Annotated in this window: 18 protein-coding genes; 10 read left to right on the top strand and 8 right to left on the bottom strand. The window is 48.0% G+C overall.

The window, feature by feature from the left end:
- The first annotated feature begins 67 nt into the window (after positions 1-67).
- Positions 68-976 (top strand): sulfate adenylyltransferase subunit CysD, encoded by a 909-nt coding sequence (gene cysD / locus MJ612_RS06780; protein ID WP_187032655.1) that lies wholly within the window; start codon positions 68-70, stop codon positions 974-976.
- A 27-nt stretch (positions 977-1,003) separates the two neighbouring features.
- On the top strand, positions 1,004-2,245 hold the full coding sequence (locus MJ612_RS06775) for a sulfate adenylyltransferase subunit 1 (protein WP_187032653.1): 1,242 nt from the start codon (positions 1,004-1,006) through the stop codon (positions 2,243-2,245).
- Between the two features lie 2 nt (positions 2,246-2,247).
- Here MJ612_RS06775 and cysQ read toward each other — a convergent pair whose 3' ends face one another.
- Together cysQ and cysC are read right to left on the bottom strand one after the other, a co-directional pair.
- Positions 2,248-3,042 (bottom strand): 3'(2'),5'-bisphosphate nucleotidase CysQ, encoded by a 795-nt coding sequence (cysQ, locus tag MJ612_RS06770; protein WP_187032652.1) that lies wholly within the window; start codon positions 3,040-3,042, stop codon positions 2,248-2,250.
- Positions 3,043-3,050: 8 nt separating this feature from the next.
- Entirely contained in the window at positions 3,051-3,707 is a 657-nt protein-coding gene (gene cysC, locus MJ612_RS06765) for an adenylyl-sulfate kinase (protein ID WP_187032650.1), read from the bottom strand.
- Positions 3,708-3,940: 233 nt separating this feature from the next.
- Here cysC and MJ612_RS06760 point away from each other — a divergent pair, with 233 nt between their 5' ends.
- Positions 3,941-4,837 (top strand): sulfotransferase domain-containing protein, encoded by an 897-nt coding sequence (locus MJ612_RS06760; protein ID WP_187032648.1) that lies wholly within the window; start codon positions 3,941-3,943, stop codon positions 4,835-4,837.
- Positions 4,838-4,839: 2 nt separating this feature from the next.
- Here MJ612_RS06760 and MJ612_RS06755 read toward each other — a convergent pair whose 3' ends face one another.
- Positions 4,840-5,322 (bottom strand): hypothetical protein, encoded by a 483-nt coding sequence (locus tag MJ612_RS06755; protein WP_187032646.1) that lies wholly within the window; start codon positions 5,320-5,322, stop codon positions 4,840-4,842.
- Positions 5,323-5,613: 291 nt separating this feature from the next.
- On the opposite strand from MJ612_RS06755, the gene MJ612_RS06750 reads away from it, so the two are divergent.
- From MJ612_RS06750 to MJ612_RS06720, 7 genes are all read left to right on the top strand, one after another.
- The gene (locus MJ612_RS06750; RefSeq protein ID WP_187032644.1) at positions 5,614-6,933 is read left to right on the top strand and encodes a hypothetical protein; all 1,320 of its coding nucleotides are present in this window, start codon (positions 5,614-5,616) and stop codon (positions 6,931-6,933) included.
- 5 nt (positions 6,934-6,938) lie between these two features.
- Positions 6,939-7,352, top strand: coding sequence for a hypothetical protein (locus MJ612_RS06745; RefSeq protein ID WP_187032642.1), 414 nt, complete (start codon positions 6,939-6,941; stop codon positions 7,350-7,352).
- A gap of 2 nt (positions 7,353-7,354) precedes the next feature.
- Positions 7,355-8,806 (top strand): hypothetical protein, encoded by a 1,452-nt coding sequence (locus MJ612_RS06740; RefSeq protein ID WP_187032640.1) that lies wholly within the window; start codon positions 7,355-7,357, stop codon positions 8,804-8,806.
- A gap of 243 nt (positions 8,807-9,049) precedes the next feature.
- Positions 9,050-12,514 (top strand): acetate and sugar kinases/Hsc70/actin family protein, encoded by a 3,465-nt coding sequence (locus MJ612_RS06735; protein ID WP_187032638.1) that lies wholly within the window; start codon positions 9,050-9,052, stop codon positions 12,512-12,514.
- Between the two features lie 118 nt (positions 12,515-12,632).
- Entirely contained in the window at positions 12,633-13,556 is a 924-nt protein-coding gene (locus MJ612_RS06730; RefSeq protein WP_187032636.1) for a hypothetical protein, read from the top strand.
- A gap of 9 nt (positions 13,557-13,565) precedes the next feature.
- Positions 13,566-15,320 carry a hypothetical protein gene (locus MJ612_RS06725; RefSeq protein WP_187032634.1) on the top strand — a complete coding sequence of 585 codons (1,755 nt, stop codon included), beginning with the start codon at positions 13,566-13,568 and terminating at the stop codon, positions 15,318-15,320.
- Between the two features lie 2 nt (positions 15,321-15,322).
- A complete protein-coding gene (locus tag MJ612_RS06720; protein ID WP_187032632.1) occupies positions 15,323-15,976 on the top strand; it encodes an OmpA family protein in 654 nt (217 codons plus the stop codon).
- A 149-nt stretch (positions 15,977-16,125) separates the two neighbouring features.
- Here the strand turns inward: MJ612_RS06720 and MJ612_RS06715 are convergent, their stop codons facing one another.
- The 5 genes from MJ612_RS06715 to acsA all read right to left on the bottom strand — a co-directional run bounded on the left by MJ612_RS06715 (position 16,126) and on the right by acsA (position 21,419).
- Positions 16,126-16,374, bottom strand: coding sequence for an acyl carrier protein (locus MJ612_RS06715; protein ID WP_187032630.1), 249 nt, complete (start codon positions 16,372-16,374; stop codon positions 16,126-16,128).
- Entirely contained in the window at positions 16,371-17,615 is a 1,245-nt protein-coding gene (locus MJ612_RS06710) for a dihydrolipoamide acetyltransferase family protein (RefSeq protein ID WP_187032628.1), read from the bottom strand. The genes MJ612_RS06715 and MJ612_RS06710 overlap by 4 nt, the downstream gene beginning before the upstream one ends.
- The gene (locus MJ612_RS06705; protein WP_187032626.1) at positions 17,608-18,594 is read right to left on the bottom strand and encodes an alpha-ketoacid dehydrogenase subunit beta; all 987 of its coding nucleotides are present in this window, start codon (positions 18,592-18,594) and stop codon (positions 17,608-17,610) included. Before MJ612_RS06705 ends, MJ612_RS06710 begins: the two co-directional genes overlap by 8 nt.
- 5 nt (positions 18,595-18,599) lie before the next feature.
- Complete coding sequence (gene pdhA, locus MJ612_RS06700) at positions 18,600-19,589, bottom strand: pyruvate dehydrogenase (acetyl-transferring) E1 component subunit alpha (RefSeq protein WP_187032624.1); 990 nt, start codon at positions 19,587-19,589, stop codon at positions 18,600-18,602.
- A 111-nt stretch (positions 19,590-19,700) separates the two neighbouring features.
- Positions 19,701-21,419, bottom strand: a complete 1,719-nt coding sequence (acsA, locus tag MJ612_RS06695; RefSeq protein WP_187032622.1) for an acetate--CoA ligase — start codon at positions 21,417-21,419, stop codon at positions 19,701-19,703.
- Between the last annotated feature and the right edge of the window lie 4 nt (positions 21,420-21,423).

The following is a 21,423-nucleotide window of genomic DNA, read 5'->3' as shown; positions in this document are numbered from 1 at the left end:
CAAAAGCAGCTGAAGCTTTCAAAAGTTCAGCTGCTTTTAGTATCACGGCAAACGATCGCGCAACGGCATGAGCAAGTATACACTCGATTATTTAGATCAACTGGAGTCAGAAGCTATTCATATTCTGCGGGAAGTGGCAGGGCAGTTCGAGAAATCTGTGTTGCTTTTTTCAGGTGGCAAAGACTCCGTAGTTCTTGTTCACCTTGCCCTCAAAGCCTTCCGTCCGGGGCGACTGCCTTTCCCGCTGCTGCACATCGATACCGGCCATAATTTCCCTGAAGTTCTAGCGTTTCGTGACAGTTTAGTCGCACACATTGGAGAGCAACTCATCATCCGTTATGTAGAAGATACCATTAAGATAAAAAAGCTGACCGAACCAGCAGGGTTATTTTCCAGCCGGAATGCGTTGCAGGGGAATACGTTGCTGGATGCTATTGAAGAGTTTGGGTTTGATGCCTGTATTGGTGGCGCACGCCGCGATGAAGAGAAAGCCCGGGCCAAAGAAAGGATCTTTTCGGTAAGAGATGCTTTCGGGCAATGGAACCCAAAACTGCAGCGCCCTGAACTATGGAATACCTATAACGGCAAAATTCATCCCGGCGAAAATGTGCGTGTGTTCCCAATCAGTAACTGGACAGAACTGGACGTATGGCACTACATACAACGGGAAAATATAGAACTGCCAGCGCTATACTTTGCACACGAACGGGCAGTGATGGAGCACCAGGGAAACCTGATGGCTGTACCTGATGCTATCCCACAAAACCAGTCCCAAACTATACTTAAGAAAACTGTTCGCTACCGAACCGTAGGCGACATGACCTGCACAGCAGCAATAGAATCTGGAGCCACTACCGTTGAAGCCATTATTGCAGAATTAACTGCAGCAAGCACCAGCGAAAGAGGCAACACCCGCATCGACGATACAGTATCAGAAGCCGCCATGGAAGACAGAAAAAAGAACGGCTACTTTTAACCAGGAGAAAAATCAGAAGAAAGCGCTATGGATATACTTCGGTTTATTACGGCAGGTAGTGTAGATAACGGCAAAAGTACGCTTATTGGCAGGCTGCTGCACGATAGCAAAGCTATTTATGCAGACCAATTGCTTGCCATGGAACAACAGAGCAGGAGTAATGCAGCCGGATGCATAGACCTGGCGCTGCTAACGGATGGCCTCAGGGCGGAGAGGGAGCAGGGAATTACCATTGATGTAGCCTATAAATACTTCTCCACAGCTGTGCGCAAATTTATTATTGCTGATACACCGGGGCATGTGCAGTACACCCGTAACATGGTAACCGGGGCTTCTACCGCTGACCTCGCGGTTATACTTATTGATGCACGCCAGGGCGTAGCGGAACAAACAAAACGGCACACGCTTATTTCGTCCCTACTGGGTATCCCAAACCTGGTAGTGGCGGTAAACAAGATTGACCTGGTAAGTTATTCCAGAGATATTTTCGAGCAGATCGTAGCTGACTATCAGGTACTGATCAAAGACTTCGGGTTGAAATCAGTTAGTTTTATACCTATAAGTGCCCTTAAAGGCGACAACGTTGTAAGCAGATCAACGGAAATGTCCTGGTATAATGGCGATACGCTGCTACAGGTTCTGGAGCAAGTGGAAGTGAAGAAAAGTGTTAACCTGAAAGACGCCCGTTTCCCGGTGCAGTATGTGATTCGGCCGCAAACCGAAGAGTTGCCTGATTACCGTGGATATGCCGGAAAAATTATAAGTGGCATTTACCGCAAAGGTGACAAGGTAATTATACTTCCTGCCGGTACAGAAAGCACCATTAGTAAAATAGAAACAGCGTCTAGCGAGGTAGATGAGGCTTTTGCCCCGCAAAGCGTAGTGCTGCAGCTATCGGATGCGGTTGATGTTAGCCGTGGCGATATGATCGTGAAAAAAGATAGTGTGCCCGCCATGTCGCAGGAACTGGAAGTAATGTTATGCTGGCTCGACAATAAGCCGCTAACTATTGGGGCAAAGTACCTGTTGCAGTTAAACAGTACAACCACCAAAGCTATAGTTACCGGCATTGCTTACCGTATCAACATTGAAACACTGCAACAGGAGCCTGAGCCGGGGCAGGCAAATTTAAATGATATTGTAAAAGCAAGTATAAAAACAGCCATACCGCTCCCGCACGATGCTTACTCTCGCCTGAGAGAAAACGGCGGTGCTATTCTGATAGATGAAAACAGTTGTGCTACAGTGGCAGCCTGCATGATCCAATAAAATCAAAAAGCTACAAAAGAAGGATTAAGCAGGTCTGGTTTGTTGTACTCCAGTTCGGTTTGCAGATCAGTCTGGTAGATGCCTTTGCCAAGTGCGTGAAGTATAGCGTGTGCCGCTGCAGTGTCCCATTCCATGGTTGGTGCATAACGGGGATAAATGTCGGCTTTGTTTTCTGCCAGCAACATAAACTTAAGAGAGCTGCCCATAGTTGTAAACTGCACTTTCCGGAACTGGTCTGTAAATGCTACCGTCTCTGGTGTAAGGTGTGTTCTGGAGGCAATAACTGTAACTTCGGGTTTCTGCAGAAGCTTTGCAATTGTTATCCTTTCGGGTAATGGGAGCAAGCTTATAGTTTCTCCGCCTGTTTGTTTGTACACACCTGTTTGCTGCGATCCAAAGTATAACGTATCTAAAACAGGAGCAAATACAACGCCCGCAATCGGTCTGTTTTGCTGCATCAGCGCGATATTTACTGTAAATTCGCCGTTGCGCTTCAGAAATTCCTTGGTGCCATCCAGCGGATCAATTATCCAGTACCTGTTCCAGTTTTTCCGGACGTCAAAAGTTGCGTGTTTTCCTTCTTCAGAAAGTATAGGCAGCCCTGTAGGTTGCAGGTGTTGCGTTATGATGTCGTGTGCTGCTTTATCGGCAAGTGTTAAGGGAGAGGTATCCTGTTTTGTAGTCTCACCAAAATTTCCGGATAAGTATACATCCATAATTGCTTTACCAGCCTGAAGTGCGGCCTCTCGGGCTGTTTCGAGCAATTGAGGAACATGAACAGTTCTGTTTGTGCCCAACTTATACTTTAAGGCAGAAATGTAAAAGCCTCAGGTTTTAAACTCCATTCAGAAAGCAGTGTGCTTGATTTTTCCTGTACTTCCAGAAGTGGCTCTATAAAATTTATCAGTTTGTAAACAGATTCATCAATAGATTCTTCCCCAGTCTGCACTTCAACGCAAGGTGAAACCGGTGGCTCATAAGGTGCACTTATACCTGTAAAATCAGCGATAACACCTTTTCTTGCCTTTTGATAAAGCCCTTTGGTATCGCGGGCTTCGCAGATGGTAAGCGGGCAGTTCACGTAAACTTCTGTAAACTTCTCTTCTCCTACCAGATTCTTTACAAGTTCTCTCTCTTCTTCGAAAGGCGAAATAAAAGCGCAGATCACTATCAGGCCTGCATCCAGCATCAGTTTTGCCACTTCGCCTACACGCCTGATATTCTCTTTCCTATCGTCGTTATTAAATCCAAGGTCGCTGTTCAGCCCGCTGCGCAGGTTGTCGCCATCAAGTAAGTATACTTTAAAGCCCAGATGAAAAAGGTGATGCTCCAGGCGTAAAGCAAGGGTGCTTTTACCTGACCCTGACAGGCCTGTAAACCAGATCAGGCGTGGCGCTTGTTGCATCTGCCGGCTGCGCTGATCAGAGCTTAACTTTGACTGGAAAGGAAAAATATTTCTCATGAAGCCTCCAAATAGTTAGGTTACCGCTTTACATGTACTGAAAAGCTGCATCAGAGTTGTTGTTTGGAAGTTTAATTTACCAATGAAGGTATGGCTTGTAAAAGGTTGATTATCTGTTTAGTACAATTGTTGTGTGGTGTCAGGTACGTATAGCAACTAGTAGTCAGTATTTTATACCAGGCTAAAAAGAATTCGTATAGGTAGCATTAAAATCAGGAAAAGGCACACCATCTATGAAAATACTGCAGGGCGGCGCACCCAAATGTGGCAACTTCTGGCTTTACCAGATCTTACAGCAACTGCTGCAAAAATCAGGAACAGATACAACCAGTTACATCCAAAAGCAACCCATTTATACGTTAGCAAAAGAGTGGGATCTGAATTACCCGAGCCAGGCCAGCATTGATGTATTGGACATAACTGACCTCCAGTATAGTTACCGCATCAGCAGCATTTTTAAAATGCCTGTTGAAGATATAAGAAATTACATTTCACAAACAAATCACGTCTGGACACATTCCCCGATCTGTAAGCGCAGCGGTGAGTTGCTAAACTTGTTCGATAAGAAAGTGTACATTGTCCGAGACCCGCGTGACAGGGCTATATCGGCTTCTAAATATTATACTTCAGCTTATATGCTCAAGTACTACCCGCAGGAAATAACTGAGCCGGAAAAGTATCTAGAAAGTCACTTTAACGATTTGATGCAGGAGTGGGTTTGGCATGTATTCGACCACTTGCGGTTAAGTAAAGAACACCACATTCACATCTGTTTTTACGAAGGATTCCTGCTTGATTTCCAGGCAGAGTTGGGTCGTTTGCTGCAGTATTTAGGCATAACACTTAGCCAGGAGGAGAGGGAAGAACTACAGGATGCAATGAGCTTTGATACACTGAAAAAACATAACCCGAAACATCTTAAAAAAGGACAATCTGGCTACTGGATGAACCACCTCACAAAAGAACAGGCAGAGCAGGCAAACGTAATTGCAGGTCCTCTGATCAGGTTTCTGGGATATCCTACAACTATAGGACAACCTATGTCTTATGCTGTGACCCCACCACACCAAGATTTTGAGCGGCTAAAGGAGGAAATCATCGCCTCACAGGAAATTTTGTATCAGGAATAAAATTACCAGACTCCCAGTTGTCTGCCTATGGTTTTAAGTTGCCCGATATGGTAGCCGGTGTGGTGTAATGCCGTCAAGGCAGCCCAAGAGAAGGTTTTGCCGTTCTGCTGTATTTCAAATAAAGGATAAGCAGGGTTTTGTACCAAGGCCATCATCTCGGCCAGGTCCTTTTCATAGCTATCTATTGCTGCGTTCCATTCCTGCTCATTTTCAGGATTATGGTTTTCGGGCCAAGGTGCTTCGGGCCATACATCCAGATTGTTTGCTGGGTCTTTCATAAAGTTCAGCAGTGTAAGGTGCCGCCCATGAATATGACCCAGCAGTATCCAGGCTGAAAAATGTAATCCATCAAGTATAACCCCGGCTTTATCAAATGTGAACTCGCGCAACAGAATAACGTTTGGGGCAAACCCACCTTTAAGTAGTTCTACCAATTGTTCCCTGATAAGCTTATCAGCAGTTTTAACTTCGCTGGTGTTATACATTTTTCTCAGAAGTCTTTTGATTTATATGTCTGAAGCTTCTGAAACGGCTATAGTATAAGTTCGGTTATATTTCTTCCTGTAAGGTTTTATCATAGTATATGTATCTAAGCAGCGCTTTATATCGTTAATGGGCTATACTTTAATATAATACCTAAACTGTCGATAATGGCATAGCGGATGTACTAAAAAACCTTATTTACGTTTTCATAGTATTGCCCAACGGCCAATAAATATAAATGCATGCTTCTAAAAAGGATTGTGCGTAGCTCCTGTTTGCTACTACTTCTCATCATGTTCGTCTTAACCGGGTGTTTTAAAAAGCAGTCCGGAAACGACGAAACCGACCCTGCTACCACAGCACCGGCTCAAAATGATAGACCCGCTGCCACTAAAACGCCAGCATCTACAGCACCTGCAGTAACTGCTGCACCCGAAAAGGTAAATGTGAATGTATTTCTGGAAATATCGAACGGTATGAAAGGCTTTATGCCAACACCGGCAGCCGGCAAAGAAGCTACAACCTTCCAGAATAACCTGAACAAGCTGATCTCGGAAGTAGAGGACGGACGCTACGTAGCTAAAAAGGCTTTTTACCTGGCTAAGGAAGACGCGCAAAGTCGTCCTGTATTGGATAGCGTGTCATACAATACCATGAAAAGTTATATCGTTAGTGGTATCAAGGATGATGTGCGAGGCACACCGCTACCGGCTATGCTAAAAGCTGCTTTGCAAAAGTCAATTGACCAAGGAGCTGTCAGCATTATTATTTCGGATTTTATACATGGCCCGGACCCGCGCGACCAGGGGCAGTTTATTTCATTGGATTCGGACATCAGGAGCAGCCTTAGAGAAGCCGAGCACCAGGGACTGGCCATTGCTATACTTGCCAATTCATCGCCTTTCTTCGGCACGTATCACCCGGCTGTAAAGAAGCCTGAGGTAAGACGCGCCCTCAACGGCGAAGAGATTCCTTATTATATCTGGGTGATTGGGAAGCAGCAGGATGTGCAGGTGGTTACAAATAAAGTGCTTCGTAACCTGCCGGCTCAGCAGGCATACTTTGGTTTTGAGTATAAGGCCGTACCATACTCTGCACTACTTAAAGAAAAGCAATTCAAACCAGCCGGAGTAGTGTACTGCAGCAGCCGCAACGCCGATCCGTGTACCTCGGTAAATATGCAGCCTGAAAAGAAAGAACCAGTCGAATTTACAATTGGTTTGGACCTGAGCAGCCTGCCGATGTCCATGCAAAGTATTGATTACCTAAAAAAGAATCTGAAAGTAAGCAGCACGGGCAGCAGGCCAATTATAGTTTCGGTTACAGCCGCCGACGAAAGTATAAAAGCCACACCGGACCTGGCTAAGCATAGTCATTTTGTGCGGGTGCGCGTACCCGAGCTAACCGCTAATTCGGGTACCATATCCGTGCAGTTGCCGCAGGTTACGCCAAACTGGATCACGACATGGTCAACCGATAACGACAACAACCCGGCAGCGGCTCCGAAAAAGACTTACCAGTTAACCAAGATAATAGATGGCGTTCAGGCGCTTTACCGCGACCAGAGCGACTTCGTTTTTAATGCAACCATACAATTTAACAAAGCTGACTAACAAGCATGATACAAAAGTTTTTTTCTGGACTCTACGAACTGGTTTTAGGCCGGCCAATCCCTGCAAACTTCACCAACGATTACCGCGAGGTGGTTTTCCCGAACACGGGGCTGATGTTGTTCATCATCACACTGGGAATCGTTATTCTGTACTACTATGTGTTGAACCGCGCCATGAGCACTGGCCTGTATAAAACCCAGCACTGGGTAATGTTCCTAATCCTGAACGCGATCATCGCCTTCATTATCCCAATCACGCAGGTGAGCGGCAACGAGATCGAGAAGCACTCTTACACGTACATGTTCGCTTTTGTGAACGTGATATACAGCCTGATCCTTTTTTTCGTTTTCTCTATACTACTCAAAAGAGGCTCCGTGCAGGCATGGACAACTCCTATGAAATGGCCTAACAAAAAATAACTATGGCAAAGCTTTTTGTATTCGGAATAGGTGGCACCGGTTCCCGTGTGATCCGTTCGCTGGTCATGCTGATGGCCGCAGGTGTCAAAATTCAGAACTGTGATAAAATCGTACCGATCATCATTGATCCGGACACGCAGAACGGCGACATGAACCGCACCGTGGAGCTGCTAAAAACCTACAAGCACATTCACGATTCCCTTGGTCGCCGCGACGAAGGTTTCTTCCACACCGATATCAGCACCCTGTCAAGTATAGCCGGTGATGGTACTGCCAAGATCCGCGATAGTTTTGTGTATGATTTCGGCGGCATTAACAAGCCTTTTAAAGACCATGTGGGTTACAACCAGCTCGACATCGAAAGCCAAGCGCTGATGGATTTGCTGTTTACGCCCGAGAACCTGAACAACAGCCTTGATGTGGGCTTCCGTGGTAGTCCGAATGTGGGCAGCGTGGTACTCAACGAGATCATTGATTCTCCGGAAATGCGCTTTTTTGCTTCGAACTTCCAGCCGGGCGACCGTATCTTTTTTGTTAGCTCGATATTTGGTGGAACAGGCGCTGCCGGTTTCCCGCTGCTGCTGAAAAATTTCAAAGATCCGCGCACAACGTTGCCTAATGCTGCCAGTATAAATACAGCCCTAACAGGGGCCATGGTGGTGTTGCCATACTTTTCTTTGGAGCAACCTGCTGCTGGGGTAGAAGCCGACTTTATCGATTCTAATACCTTTACTACCAAAGCGAAAGACGCGCTGTCGTATTACCAAAACCACCTGAATGGCGTGAATGCGGTATACTACATGGGCGACGCGCCGGACAAGCCTATGGAGAACAACCCGGGCCGAGCCAGCCAGCGAAATGACGCACATTTAGTAGAGCTTTTAAGCGCGTTGGCAATCGTAGACTTTATGGATTACTCCGACAATGAGCTTTCGGGTAATGAAGTATACCACGAGTATGGCCTCCGCGAGGACATAAGCAACGTGCAGTTCCAACACCTCGATAATGAGACCAAGGACCGTATTGCCAAGCAGTTGATCCGTTTCCATTATTTTGAGCGCTACTATACTACGCACCTTCCAGGCGACGCACAAGCCGCTTATGCCAAAGGTGTGGATCTGACCAGCGCTATCCGTAACGAACCGGTGTTCCGCGAACTGAACAAGTTCCTGACAAATCCGGAGTTCGGTTACCAGGCATGGCTGCGTGAGCTTAGCCGCAAGGAAAGAACTTTTGCTGCGCTGAACCTGAACGAAACAGACTTCAACCGCATGGTGTCGGACAAACAGATCGAGACCGGTTTCCTGAACAAGGGCATTCACCAGGGCTCCTTTGTCAAAGAGCTTAACCGCGCCTCAGAATCCATCTCCGACCGCGATGCTTTCAAGGCCACTATAAAAGCATTCGAAACTGCGACTAAAAACCTGGTGGAGGAAAAGCTGAAGTATAGTTAGTGAAATTGTCCCCTTGAGGGGACCAAAGGGGTGTAATCGTGCACGAGTAGTAGCTGCTAATCAAAGCATCGAAACTAAAACTGAACTTAACACCCCTATAGTCCCCTCAAGGGGACAATTCTCTCTTTCGGATTGCAAATCCGGAAAACAAAGTTAAGGGCCAGAAGCCCAGCTATAGTTAGTCACGAGCGAAGACGCTCGCGCCATAAAAGGCAAACAATACTTAATCAAACTGAAACAAACATGCCGAAAGTACTTCGTCTACATAAAACCGGATCAAACGTGGAAGGCTGGGCTAAAACCAGCCAGATCACAAGCACCGAGATTAAAGATATAACCGATGGCGCCGGTGGCAGAGCCTTGAAGATCAATGCTTCTATACCTACGCCGTTTGCCCGTATGCACCTGTTCGAAACCGCTTTCGACTTTGTAAAGCGTGGTGTAGCAGGTAACAACACAAATACTGTATATCACAAATTTGTGACGCATTTCTGGGATCTGTGGGAACTGCTTTATAACCACCAGAGCTACGCACAGGCGGGCAACAAGATCATAATCCGTCGCTGGAACAAGCACCAGCAACTGGGTGCCATGCAGGCAAACCCGAACACGAGTTTGCTGGGCCGCACGCTGGAGCTGTTCATGAACGACAGCCGCTTCCAGGGCATCGATGATATTTTCCTGATCTTCTTCGAATCCACAAGCCCACGCGGTGACCGACACATGCAGCTGATCGGCGGTACATCACCACTGACCTTCCTGTTTGTAGCGCCAAACGTGCAGCCATTAAGTATAAACCGTGCGCAGAACATCGGTACTTACTTCGACCATAACTATGTGTCGCTGGAAGACCGTGAGCAGGATTTCAGGGAGTATGTGCACAAGCTGTTTGTGTCGAACCCAGCGATGATCCAGGCATTTCCGGCGGTGTATAATTCACTGGACGAGAACCTGCTGCGCAAGATCAACATGGCCGGTAATGTAGGACAGAACGCCATTGCTTCTGAATATCTGCAACTGGTAGATTTCCAGCAGAACCCGGTACATGTCGGCCACCTGAACTTCCTGGTGAAGAAAGATCAGACAGCCGTTACGAGCAGCGATCTGTTCATTCGCCCAACCCATACCGGTTTTGCAGGCGAACGACCAATCGTACTAAAACCTGAGCTGCGACTGGCACCGAATATAAAGTATGTAAATAACCTGGCTTGGCCGGTAAATACGGTAGTCGGATATTACGATGAAAAACCACTGGAGAACCGTTCACTTCCGGGCGTCGGGTTCAACTATCCATACTTAACCATCAACGACCTGTTACAGGAGACGCTGGTGCAGGTGCCTTACGAGGTGAATACCGACCGTTTCTACAGCGGTACCGTGGTATACCAGCCGGGCGTAACGGAGAAATCGTTTAATTACCTGCTGCCGGTTACCAGCTTATACTTCCAGTTCTTCAACCCGGAAGACCTGTCCAACCACCTGACCTTCCACATCGATGTGAACCACGTGCGCGTAACGCTGCGTGTGCCGACCGAGCGCGGAGATGTGGTGTACGAGCGCAGCTACTACGATAATCCGCTGAACTCGAAAGACGCGCATGGCAACGTGATTCCGGAAAAAGGCCATATCCTGAAATCCAGAATTGGTCTGGGTGTGTTTCCGTTCTACAAGTTTACCGACGCGGTGCAGTACAATGACTTCTACAAGGTCATGCTGGTGGACGAAGACATTGATCCGCTGCTAGTAAACAAGAACCACTCGCTCAGCTTCTTTGTAGGTGGCAAGCAACTGGAAGCTGGTGGCGGTATTATTTCGGCTACAGCACATCGTAGAACCAAGAAGAGTAACAGCAGCGCTGGCAGCACTTATTATGAAGTACGTGGTACCCATTTTGATTATGCTGAGTTTACGCATGCCGGTGTAGACTTCACAGGCAAGGCGCTCATCGTGCCGAAGTTTCAGGAAATGCAGCAGGGTATCCATAACTTTACCTTTGCTATCGATTTTGGTACTTCGAACACGCACATTGCTTATACTTCGGGTGCTAACCAGCCGCCGCGTGAGTTTTCTATCACGGCTAACGACCAGCAATTGGTTATGCTGAACAAGCCTTCCGACGATCCTTCGCTGACAGATTACCAGCGTTTCCACAAGCGTGGCTTCGGCCGTCTGTTTGCTGTGGAGACTTTGCTCAAGCGCGAATTTATACCTTTGATCATCGGTTCTGGAGGCTCTTTATATAACTTCCCAACCCGTACGGCAACCTGCGAGTCGCTGGATTTTGAGAACCAGATCACGAACCTGTTTGGTAACATCAACATCGGTTTCTCGATCAACACCGAAGGTACGCACCAGGACCAGTACAAGCAGACCTACCACACCGATCTGAAGTGGAGCGAGACGCTGACTAACACCGGCAAACGCCGTATTGAAGCGTTCTTCACCGAGATCATGCTGCTGATCAAGAACAAGGTGGTACTGAACCATGGCAACGTGGCGAGCACCAAGATCGTGTGGTTTGCGCCGCTGAGCTTTGATGAATACTCACGCAACATGTTCCAGAACGTGTGGGATACCGTGTATAACAACGTGTTCAAGAATGGCAGAACAACCGTGTGCATTACCGAGTCGGTAGCGCCGTTTTACTTCCTGTCCAGGACCGGTGCGGTGGTGCCGAGCCAGGACGAGAACCTGATCAACGTGGACATAGGTGGTGGTACGACCGACGTGCTGCTGTTCACCAACCGCAGACCTTCGCATAGCTCCTCGTTCCGCTTTGCTGGGAACGACCTGTGGGGCGATGGCTTTGCTACGGTAAAGACTCAGAAAGACAACGGTCTGCTGCAGTATGGGGTAGATCATGTGCTGCGCATACCTTTAACAGAAGAAGGTCGTGAATACCGTAAGTTCCTGGAAACAGCCCTGGACAATCCGGATTTCAACTCTGCCGACATCAGCTCCTTGCTGTTCAGCTACGACAAGGAGCTAAACTATAGTTCTCAGCTCCTGCAGGCGCGTCAGCTGCGTTTGATGTTCTACCTGCACTTTGGTTCGCTGATGTACCACCTGGCACAACTGGTGCAGCAATTAGACGTGAAAGTGCCTCGTTACATCTCGTTCAGCGGCCGCGGTAGTTTATACATCAAGCTCTTGAGTGCTGGTAATAACCTGTCGAATGTGGAGCGCTATGCCAAAGCTATTTTCCATAAGGTAACGGGTCAGGAGCCACCGGCTAATTTTAAGTTGGTACTGGTAGATAATCCGAAGCAGGTAACAGCCAACGGCGGTGCCATGGCATTGGAAGGAACCGACCTGAACGACCTGACCAACATCCCGATCATGCGTCCTACTGGTTCGGCCAACATTGCAGACGCTCTTGCTCCAGTAACTAAGACACAGATCACCGGGCAACTTCGCCAGGAAGTGATGGACAACGTGATGAACTGCCTGACCATGCTACTGGACGATCCGGATATTTCGCCGCTGATGCGCTCGATGGGCGTAGAAGTGGACCCAAGACGTGTGCTGGAGTTTATGCGCATGAACCTGCAGGATAGCTACACGATGGTTCTGGAAGACACTGTACGTGGCCTGACAGACAGGGAGCAACTGCACGAGACTATGTTCTTCATGCCGCTCAAGCAGTCGCTATACTTGCTGTCGAAAGAGCTGTATAAACAGCAGGCACAGGTAACGGCTATTTCCTAAAGTGCATAGGTTCTAATGTATACCATCCATCACTCCTGCAAATTATAGTTAGGAATGGTGGATGGTATATTTATACTTTAAAAGACATTACTTCTCAATCAGAAAAACAATTTTATAGATGGTTACAATTGCAGTTATAATAAGTATAATAGCGCTGGCAGGAGCAGGTTTTGCTTTTCTCAGGGCTAACAGCACCCATCATATTTTATCAAAAAGGATAGAGTCGCTGAAGGAACGTATTAAATACCTTGAGGCAAATCAGAATAAACTACAAAGCGCTTCTAATCGTGGGACTAAGCCTGCTTTAGAACAAACAGAGACTGGCCGAAAAAACCTGCCGCGACAAGAGCAGCAACCGGAGCGACAGGAACCACGTCAGAAACAGCGGGAGAGACAACCTCAGCAGGAAAGGCCACAACAGGAAAGACAAACTCCACAACCAGATCGCCAACTACAGGAAAGACGTCCGCAGGAAAAACAACTCCCACAACAGCAGGAAACCCTTCAGCCGGAGCAGCAGAAACGTAAAAAGGAGAACCGCAGACGTAACGAACCAAGAGAAAGAATGAACTATAATGAGCCAGAAAGAGAGCAGCAACTACCAGCCTCAAATGGTATCAGACTTGAAATAGCAGGTAGCGATCTGCTGGATGAACTGGAACAGGAAGCCGGATTAAGCCAGCCAGCACCTATGCCGGAGGCTGAGTCGGAAGTTCTTGCAGAATCAGGAATCTTATACGCTATTATTCCGGAAGACGGGGTGATACGTCAGCACCAGTTGCAGCTGCGACCCGATTCTGATAGTTATATTGAAATTGATACCCCGGCTGATGGCAGCAACATGACGCGTTACCGTTTTAATCTGGGGGGAAATCATGCTTTTGTTATCTCACAAGGTATAGATCGCCTGGAGAATGCCTTTGATTTTGAGAAGCCATCGAACCGCATGGTATCCAGGATAGTGCAGCAGCAGGATGGCGTGCTGGCTAAAGTAAACAACGGCTGGAGAATACAGGAGAAAGCCAGAATCGATTTCAGATAACCCGCTTACATGGAAGGTATATTTATTTTTGAAGCACTTTTAGTACTTGCTATACTTGGTTACCAGTTTTATGTATACAGGAATAACAAGGTTAAAATTGAGCTCATCAAGAACCTGTTTCCTTCCGAAGAACAACTATCCGTAACGGAATCATTGCTCGATCATACTGCGCCAAAAGTTACCACCGCAACTCAGACTACTGAACTACTATGGACGGCACTCCTGGCAGGCAAACCTTTCCGCGAATTTACGCCATCCAACCCAACTGTAAAGCGGATAGTTTCTGTAGAGAACGACCTGTTGCACATTGAAGCGAAAGGTGGTCCGGTGCCGGCTTATACTATTGCCCGCGAAAAGTTTGATAAGCTTGTAATGGGGCATAATATTTACCTGGTGCAGGGCGATCCGGATGCATTGGTAAGTACAGTGGCTTCGGGTGGGAAAGGTGCTGCAACTATAGATCTGATCGAAGTCCGGAATCCGTCTGAGACGTTCAGTAAGATCATCAAAAACACCAACGAGTACCTGAAACGTAATAAGGGTGCAGCTGCTGATTTCGATATTTTGAAAGATGTGTCGGAGCGCTACTCCGAAGCCCTGGATGCAGAAGTACAGTCTACCATTACTACACCGCTATACATTGGTTTGCTGGGTACTTTTTCAGGTGTCATTATCGGTTTGTCGAGTTTGATCTGGTCGGGTTTTACTTCAGATGATGGTACGGCAGGCTCTTTTATAACTGATCAGAACATTCCTTCTTTTCTGTTTGGGGTGATGATTGCCATGGCCGGTAGCTTCTGTGGTTTATTGCTTACGTTGATGGGAAATCATGCCTTGAAGAATGCCCGAAGTATAAGAGACAGACGCCAAAATGATTATTATACTTTCCTGCAAACGCACCTGCTGCCAAAGCTGAACTCTGACATGGCTGCTAGCTTAAGCAACCTGAAATCAGTGCTGGATTCGTTTAATAAAGATTTCCTCGACAAAGTACTGGGCTTCCGGCCTATAGTTGATACCCTTACCGAAAACATCAGCACCCAAAAAGAATTTATTGAGAAGTTGGATAAAATTGGCTTCACGCAGATGGCGAATGCTAACCTGCAGGTGTTCGATAAGATGAAGGAAAGCGAGCAGTTGTTCAGGAACTTTATGCAGTACCAGGTGGCGCTAAACGAATCGGTGCAGAAAGGTGCGGAACTAACTCATACGATTAGTGATGTACTTGGCCGCTTAACCAGCCTGCAGGAAGGCTTTGACCAGGTGCCGGGCTACCTGCAAAAACACGACGAATCCATTCAACGGCAGGTTAATTTCTTTGGGCAGCACGAACGCGAATTACAAGATATTGGCTCTCGGATAGAGCAGTATTTTGATAAAGCGGCACTGCGCCTGACTGACCTGATGGAGGCACGTTTGCAACACCAGGAACGCGATGCACAGAATGCATACGAAAAGTGGCAGGAGCATTTCAGGAACTTGAACGAAGACAACATTTACCAGCGCATCCTGGATTACATGCAGCCTTTCGAGAACCTGAATCAGCAGCAGGAAAGACTTAACTCCACACAACAGCAACTATCCGGTGAGATACGCCAGACAAACGAACGCCTGCTCCAGAAAATGGAAGCAGATGCTGTTATTCAGCAGCAGTTACTGCAGCAGATACATACCCTAAACACATTGATGTTGAAAAGTATGGAACCTGGTCCTTTTAAAGCGGCGCTTGGTAAAATATTCGGTGGCGGGAATAGCAGGAGGTAAGTATGAGCAAGGAGAGCAGAGACTTTTTCTGGCCCAGTTACGTCGACCTGATGACAGTGCTTTTCCTGGTGATGCTGGTGCTTTTTGTGTTGAGCTATAAAATGTTTGAAGGCAAAGACCAGGAGAACCGTGAGAACATTGCCAGGCTGCAGGTTGAAGTGCAGGAAAAGCGCAAACTGGATGAAATAAAGGCCGCTCTCGCCCGCCTGGATGACGACTATTTCCAGTACAATGAAAAGTATAAACGCCACGAGTTATTAGTTGATGTACTGTTCGAACAAAGCAGTGCTGTTATACCTGAGCGTTCGCGGGTACCACTACGCAGGGCAGGCCAGAACCTGAGCCAGGTCATCAATTCGATAGACGAGAAAGATGTAAAATACCTGATCGTAATTGATGGGCGCGCTGCCAGTTTTCCGGCTGGTGACCCCCGTAATGTTACGCAGCGGGAATATGCACTTCAGTTAAGTTACCAGCGTGCACTATCACTTCTTAAGTTCTGGCAAAGTGCCGGTATAAAATTTCCTAAAGACAGAATAGAGCTTATTGCTGCCGGAAGCGGCTTTGAAGGTGCAGGCCGTAAAGGTGATATCCGCGATCGTAGATTTGTGATCCAGATTTTACCAAAGGTAGGTACCCTTGAAGTTAAGAATTAGGAGTGGTGGTAAACCATGAAATCAGCAGGAAGTCATCAATTTATAATTGATTTTTATTTATCACCATTGATGATCTAAGTATAAAAATGATCATCCCGCTTCTGTTTTTGTGCCAAACCAGTTTCGTGAAACAGTTGAATTTGTACTCATTACTTCTTCACCTTAGCTTCCACATACTCTGTGAGCTCCTTCAGCGTCTGAATCTTACTGTAATCCTCTTCCGGTGTATCAATGCCAAACTGATCATCCAGCGCTACAATAAATTGCAGGTAATCGAACGAGTCTATACCTAGGGTTAGACGGATATTATCGTCGGGTTGCAGTTGTGCCGGCTCGGTGTCGGGCGCTATACTTTTTAGGCGCAGGAGCAGCGCCTGCTTTATCTCTTCCTGTGTCATAGTTTGTCAGGTTGTTGCAGGTAATTTTTGATGGCGGTAAGGAAGCGGCTGCCGGTGCTGCCGTCGGAGGCGCGGTGGTCAGCGGCGAGTGTGATTTTGAGTACAGGCCTCACAGCCAGCATGCCGTTCTCAGTCCAGGGCTGTTCAGTTATGCCACCAAAACCAACCAAGGCCACCTGCGGAGGGTAAATCACACCATAAACAGTTTCCACGCCGCCTTCGCCCAAACTGGTAACGGTGATAGTAGAGTCGGCTAATTCAGAGCTACGCAACCGCAGGGCACGTGCTCTCGGAATCAGGTCGTTCAGCGCCAGCATGACTTCATCCAGCGATTTTGTATCGGCATCGTGTATAGTCGGTACCATAATGCCACCTGTCCGCAATGCTACCACATAGCCCACATTTATACTTTCCTTTCGCTGTAGCCCGTTTTCCCACCAGGCATTCAGGTCTGGCACATCAGATAGAGCTTTTGCTACAGCTTTTATCAGCAGCACCGCCGGTAGTAACCGCTCTTTTACCGGCCTTTGCTTGTTTGCTTCTGTCAGCCAGGTAAGCGCAGGTTGCATGTCAGTTTTAGTTTCGAGGTAATAATGCGGCACTTCCCGATTCGATTTGCTCATGGCAGCGGCTACGGCCATGCGTATAGTTTCAGCTGAGGCGACCGGTGCTTTAGGAGGTTCTTTAGGGGCAGCTGGCGGAACTTCTATCGCTGGAGTAACAGGCTTTTCTTCCGGTCTTGCGGGCGCAGCTTCTTTACTCAGTTCAGGTTTTTCTGACATCGTTGCTGGAGGAGCAACTTGTGCAGCTATGGCGTGCTCTACATCCTCCCTTGTAACAGCTCCGTCTGGGCCCGTACCATGTATAGTGGCAATATCAATTCCTTTCTCAGAAGCAATTCTTCTGGCCAGCGGTGAGGCGCGTATGTGGTGTGGTGGTGCTACAGCTTTTTCAATTAAAGGGGCGGCAGCCTTTGTCGGTACAGTTGCTGCTTTGCCTGCTTCTTCTTCGGTAAGTATAGTTGCCATAGTTCTTCCTACGGGTACCTGTTCATCTGCCTGAACCAGCAGTTCACCAATTATACCTTCATCAAACACTTCGATCTCTACAATGCCTTTCTGCGTTTCCACTTCAGCAATGATGTCTCCTTTACGGATCTTGTCGCCGGCCTTTACACGCCACTCACGCAGAAAGCCGCTTTCCATATCGGCACCGAGGCTAGGCATTTTATATTCAAGCATGTTGCAGCATGGTTTTGATGGAGGATACAATCTGGGCTGGTTGAGGCACGGCGGCGTCTTCTAAATGCTTGGGATAGGGGATAGGCACTTCGGCTCCGCACAGCCGCTGCACCGGCGCATCCAGGTCGTAAAAGCAGCGCTCCATAATGCGGGCACTCACTTCTGATGATATGCTCACCGATCTGCTGGCATCTTCCACTATAAACGCGCGGTTGGTTTTAGTAACCGAAGCAAGTATAGTTTCATCGTCTAACGGACGCAGCACGCGCAGGTCTAACACCTCGGCATCTATCCCTGAGGCCGCCAGCTCTTCGGCAGCAGTTAAAGCCTTGTACACACCGGTACCATAGGTGATGATGGAAATATCCTTGCCTTCGCGCCGAACTTTAGCTTTGCTGACATCTACTTGGCTTATATTTTCTGGCAGCTCTTTTTCCAGGTTTAGCAGCGAAGTATATTCGAAGATGATGACCGGATCCGGGTCGGCAAGGGCAGGGGCGAGCATGTGACGGGCGTCTTCGTGAGTGCCCGCTGATAGTATGCGCAAACCGGGCAGGTGTGCGAACAGCGGCTCCCAACTATGCGAGTGCTGCGCGGCCAATTGCCTGCCAATTCCGGCGCTCATGCGTATCACCAGCGGCACATTAAACTGCCCACCCGACATATGCAGCAGCGTGGCAGCATTGTTGGCGATCTGGTCAAGAGCCAGCAGGCTGAAGTTTACGGTCATGATCTCTACAATTGGCCGCATGCCGCCCAGGGCAGCACCAATGCCTGCACCCACAAAACCTGCCTCCGACAAAGGTGTGTCCATGATACGCTCCGATCCGAATTCTTGTAACAGGTTCTTGCTCACTGCAAAAGCGCCTCCGTATCGCCCTACATCTTCACCCATTACAAACACTCGTTCATCACCCAGCAAGGCATCCCGTATGGCTTGCTTCAGGCACTCGCGGTATGTGATCAGTTGACCAGGCATAGGTTTTATCTTTCGCTGTAAGTATACTTTGCAAGTTCCTCCACCGGCTCCCAGTTGCAGGTTTCGGCAAACTCAACAGCTTTGTTTATTTCCTGCTCTACCTGTGCTTCCAACTCTTTATAATTATGATCAGTAAGAATCTGCTGTTGTGTTAGGTACTTAAAGAAGCCAGTTATAGGGTCTTGTTTTTTCCATTCTTCTACTTCGCTTTTCTCACGGTATAATTCAGCATCGAACATAGAGTGCGCCCGGAAGCGGTAGGTATTGCAAACCAGAAAGTATGGCTGCTCCGTCTGGCGTATACTTTCAGCCGCCGTGTTGGCGGCCTGCATCACCGCCATCAGATCCATGCCGTCTACCGAAGCAGAAGCTATACCATAAGCGGCTCCTTTCTTCTCCAGATCGGTTTGGGCGTGGGTATACTTTATGGCAGTGCCCATGGCGTACAGGTTGTTTTCGCAAATAAACAGCACCGGCACCTGCCAGAGCGCCGCCAGGTTCATGGCTTCGTGAAAAGCTCCTTCGGCCATGGCGCCTTCGCCAAAAAAGCAACAGGTGATCTGATTTCGTTTCATCTTCTTGTCTGCCAAACCCAACCCAACTGCCATCGCCAGGTGACCAGCTACAATCGCATTTCCGCCATAGAACTTTGTTTTAGCATCGAACAGGTGCATAGAGCCACCGCGACCACGACTACAGCCTTCCAGTTTGCCATACATTTCCGCCATGATCACTCCTGGTTCCAAGCCGCGCACCAGCGCATGACCATGCTCCCGGTAGGTGCACAGTACATTATCCTCCGGCCGTAGCGCCTGCATCACACCCACGGCTACCGCCTCTTCGCCAACATACAAATGCAGAAAACCACGGATCTTCTCCTTGGTATACATCTCCGCCGACTTCTCCTCAAACCTGCGGATAAGCAGCATCTGGTAGAGCAGTTTTTTGGCTTGCTCTGGGTTTAGATTTATATTTTGCAGCGGTTGTTGTTCCATGAGTATGACAAATAATGGTGTGAGCGTCCACGCTCGTGCCTGCTATAGTTTGGGCCTCCGGCCCAATTGGATTATAAATACAACTATATGATAAACCCGCGCCAGCTTTTATCACGGCTGCTCCAGCGTCGACAAATCCCCCTCCGGTAAACCGAGTTCACGAGCCTTTAGTAGCCTGCGCAATATCTTGCCACTTCTGGTTTTTGGTAAATTATCTATGAAAGCAATTTCTTTAGGTGCCACAGCAGGACCTAGCTTTCTCCGGGCATGTGCTGTGATATCCATCTTCAGGTTCTCATCAGCGTGTTGTTCCGGTTTCAGCACAATGAAAGCTTTTACCAGTTCTCCTATCAGTTGATCGGGTTTACCGATAACAGCGGCTTCGGCTATGGCTGGGTGTTCCATCAGCGCGCTTTCTACTTCAAAAGGTCCCACCATATGGCCGGAAGTTTTGATGATGTCATCTGCACGGCCAACAAACCAGTAATATCCCTCTGTGTCGCGTTTGGCCAGATCACCGGTAATGTACCAGTCGCCGTGGAAGCTTTTGTTATAGCGTTCTTCGTCGTGCAGGTAAGTGCGAAACATGGAGGGCCAGCCACGCTTTAGTACCAGGTGCCCGTCTTTGTCAGGTTCCTCAATAATTCTGAAACTGTCATCGATTACCTCGGCAATAGCTGCTTCTACACCTGGCAGTGGTTTACCCATAGAGCCGGGCTTTACCTGCATCGCCCTATAGTTGGCGATCATAATACCACCGGTTTCAGTCTGCCACCAGTTATCCAGGAAAGGCATACCGAAGTTTTTCTCACCCCATACTACAGCCTCTGCGTGCAGCGGTTCGCCCACACTCAGCATCAGGCGCAGGTTCTCGAGGTTATACTTTTCACGTGGGTTGATGTTCATGCGCATCAGGCGGCGGATACCGGTGGGAGCAGTATACCAGACGTTGACTTTCTGTTCTTCCAGTATAGAATACCATCGTGTGGCATCAAACTCTTCTTCATCCACTACATTTGTTACACCATTCACAAGCGGAGCGATAATGCCATAAGAAGTACCGGTTACCCAGCCCGGATCAGCGGTACACCAGTAGATATCGCCTGGATGGAAGTCGAGCACATACTTACCGGTTACGTAATGTACCAGCACAGCTTTGTGCACGTGCAAGGCACCTTTGGGCATGCCGGTGGTACCGCTTGTAAAGTGCAGCAGCGCCGGGTCCTCAGGGTCGGTAGGGGGGATGATGAACTCATCCGAAGCCTGTTCCATCAGGCGGGGCAGTGAGCGGATCTGTTCATCTTCATCTTGGTCTATGTCCGTCAGTAATACATATTTTAACTCCGGCAGCCGCTCCAGCAACTGGCGTACTTTCTTCTCAAACAAATCTTTGGTAGTAACCAATACTTTAGCATCGCCACGACTCAGGCGCTGAAACACTGGCTCCGGCCCAAATACATTGAACAGCGGACAGAAAACGGCTACTTTCTTTAATGTACCCAGCGCCGCAAAGTATAGCTCTGGTATCCGGCCCAGAAATGAAAAAATCCGATCACCTTTGTTTACATTTAACTCCCCCAGTACATTGGCAAACCGGTTGGTCAGCTCCAGGTAATCTTTGTAGGTGCAGTCCATTACAGACCTGTCTTTATGAATAAAGCGGAAGGCAACCTGATCCTTTAATTCGCTTGTGGCATGTCGGTCAATGGCCTCGTGTGCAATGTTGAGGCCCTGGTTGTTTGGTAAACCGGTTAGGCTAGACTGTTCCTTTTCCCAACTGAAACCAGCGGTGACAGAAGTATAATCCTGTAAGTTTGGGGTTACAGCCATAGTT

Source organism: Pontibacter deserti, assembly GCF_023630255.1.
GTDB lineage: Bacteria > Bacteroidota > Bacteroidia > Cytophagales > Hymenobacteraceae > Pontibacter > Pontibacter deserti.
Note: the sequence above shows the minus strand (reverse complement) of the source record. Positions and strands in the feature narration are given on the sequence as shown.

Excerpts from the sequence above, each read along its gene's own strand:
- pdhA (WP_187032624.1), bottom strand. The coding sequence starts at position 19,589 with ATGGAACAACAACCGCTGCAAAATATAAATCTAAACCCAGAGCAAGCC.
- MJ612_RS06705 (WP_187032626.1), bottom strand. The coding sequence starts at position 18,594 with ATGCCTGGTCAACTGATCACATACCGCGAGTGCCTGAAGCAAGCCATA.
- MJ612_RS06710 (WP_187032628.1), bottom strand. The coding sequence starts at position 17,615 with ATGCTTGAATATAAAATGCCTAGCCTCGGTGCCGATATGGAAAGCGGC.
- MJ612_RS06725 (WP_187032634.1), top strand. The coding sequence starts at position 13,566 with ATGGAAGGTATATTTATTTTTGAAGCACTTTTAGTACTTGCTATACTT.
- MJ612_RS06745 (WP_187032642.1), top strand. The coding sequence starts at position 6,939 with ATGATACAAAAGTTTTTTTCTGGACTCTACGAACTGGTTTTAGGCCGG.
- MJ612_RS06720 (WP_187032632.1), top strand. The coding sequence starts at position 15,323 with ATGAGCAAGGAGAGCAGAGACTTTTTCTGGCCCAGTTACGTCGACCTG.
- MJ612_RS06735 (WP_187032638.1), top strand. The coding sequence starts at position 9,050 with ATGCCGAAAGTACTTCGTCTACATAAAACCGGATCAAACGTGGAAGGC.
- MJ612_RS06760 (WP_187032648.1), top strand. The coding sequence starts at position 3,941 with ATGAAAATACTGCAGGGCGGCGCACCCAAATGTGGCAACTTCTGGCTT.
- cysC (WP_187032650.1), bottom strand. The coding sequence starts at position 3,707 with ATGAGAAATATTTTTCCTTTCCAGTCAAAGTTAAGCTCTGATCAGCGC.
- MJ612_RS06715 (WP_187032630.1), bottom strand. The coding sequence starts at position 16,374 with ATGACACAGGAAGAGATAAAGCAGGCGCTGCTCCTGCGCCTAAAAAGT.
- acsA (WP_187032622.1), bottom strand. The coding sequence starts at position 21,419 with ATGGCTGTAACCCCAAACTTACAGGATTATACTTCTGTCACCGCTGGT.
- MJ612_RS06755 (WP_187032646.1), bottom strand. The coding sequence starts at position 5,322 with ATGTATAACACCAGCGAAGTTAAAACTGCTGATAAGCTTATCAGGGAA.
- cysD (WP_187032655.1), top strand. The coding sequence starts at position 68 with ATGAGCAAGTATACACTCGATTATTTAGATCAACTGGAGTCAGAAGCT.
- MJ612_RS06740 (WP_187032640.1), top strand. The coding sequence starts at position 7,355 with ATGGCAAAGCTTTTTGTATTCGGAATAGGTGGCACCGGTTCCCGTGTG.
- MJ612_RS06750 (WP_187032644.1), top strand. The coding sequence starts at position 5,614 with ATGTTCGTCTTAACCGGGTGTTTTAAAAAGCAGTCCGGAAACGACGAA.
- MJ612_RS06730 (WP_187032636.1), top strand. The coding sequence starts at position 12,633 with ATGGTTACAATTGCAGTTATAATAAGTATAATAGCGCTGGCAGGAGCA.
- MJ612_RS06775 (WP_187032653.1), top strand. The coding sequence starts at position 1,004 with ATGGATATACTTCGGTTTATTACGGCAGGTAGTGTAGATAACGGCAAA.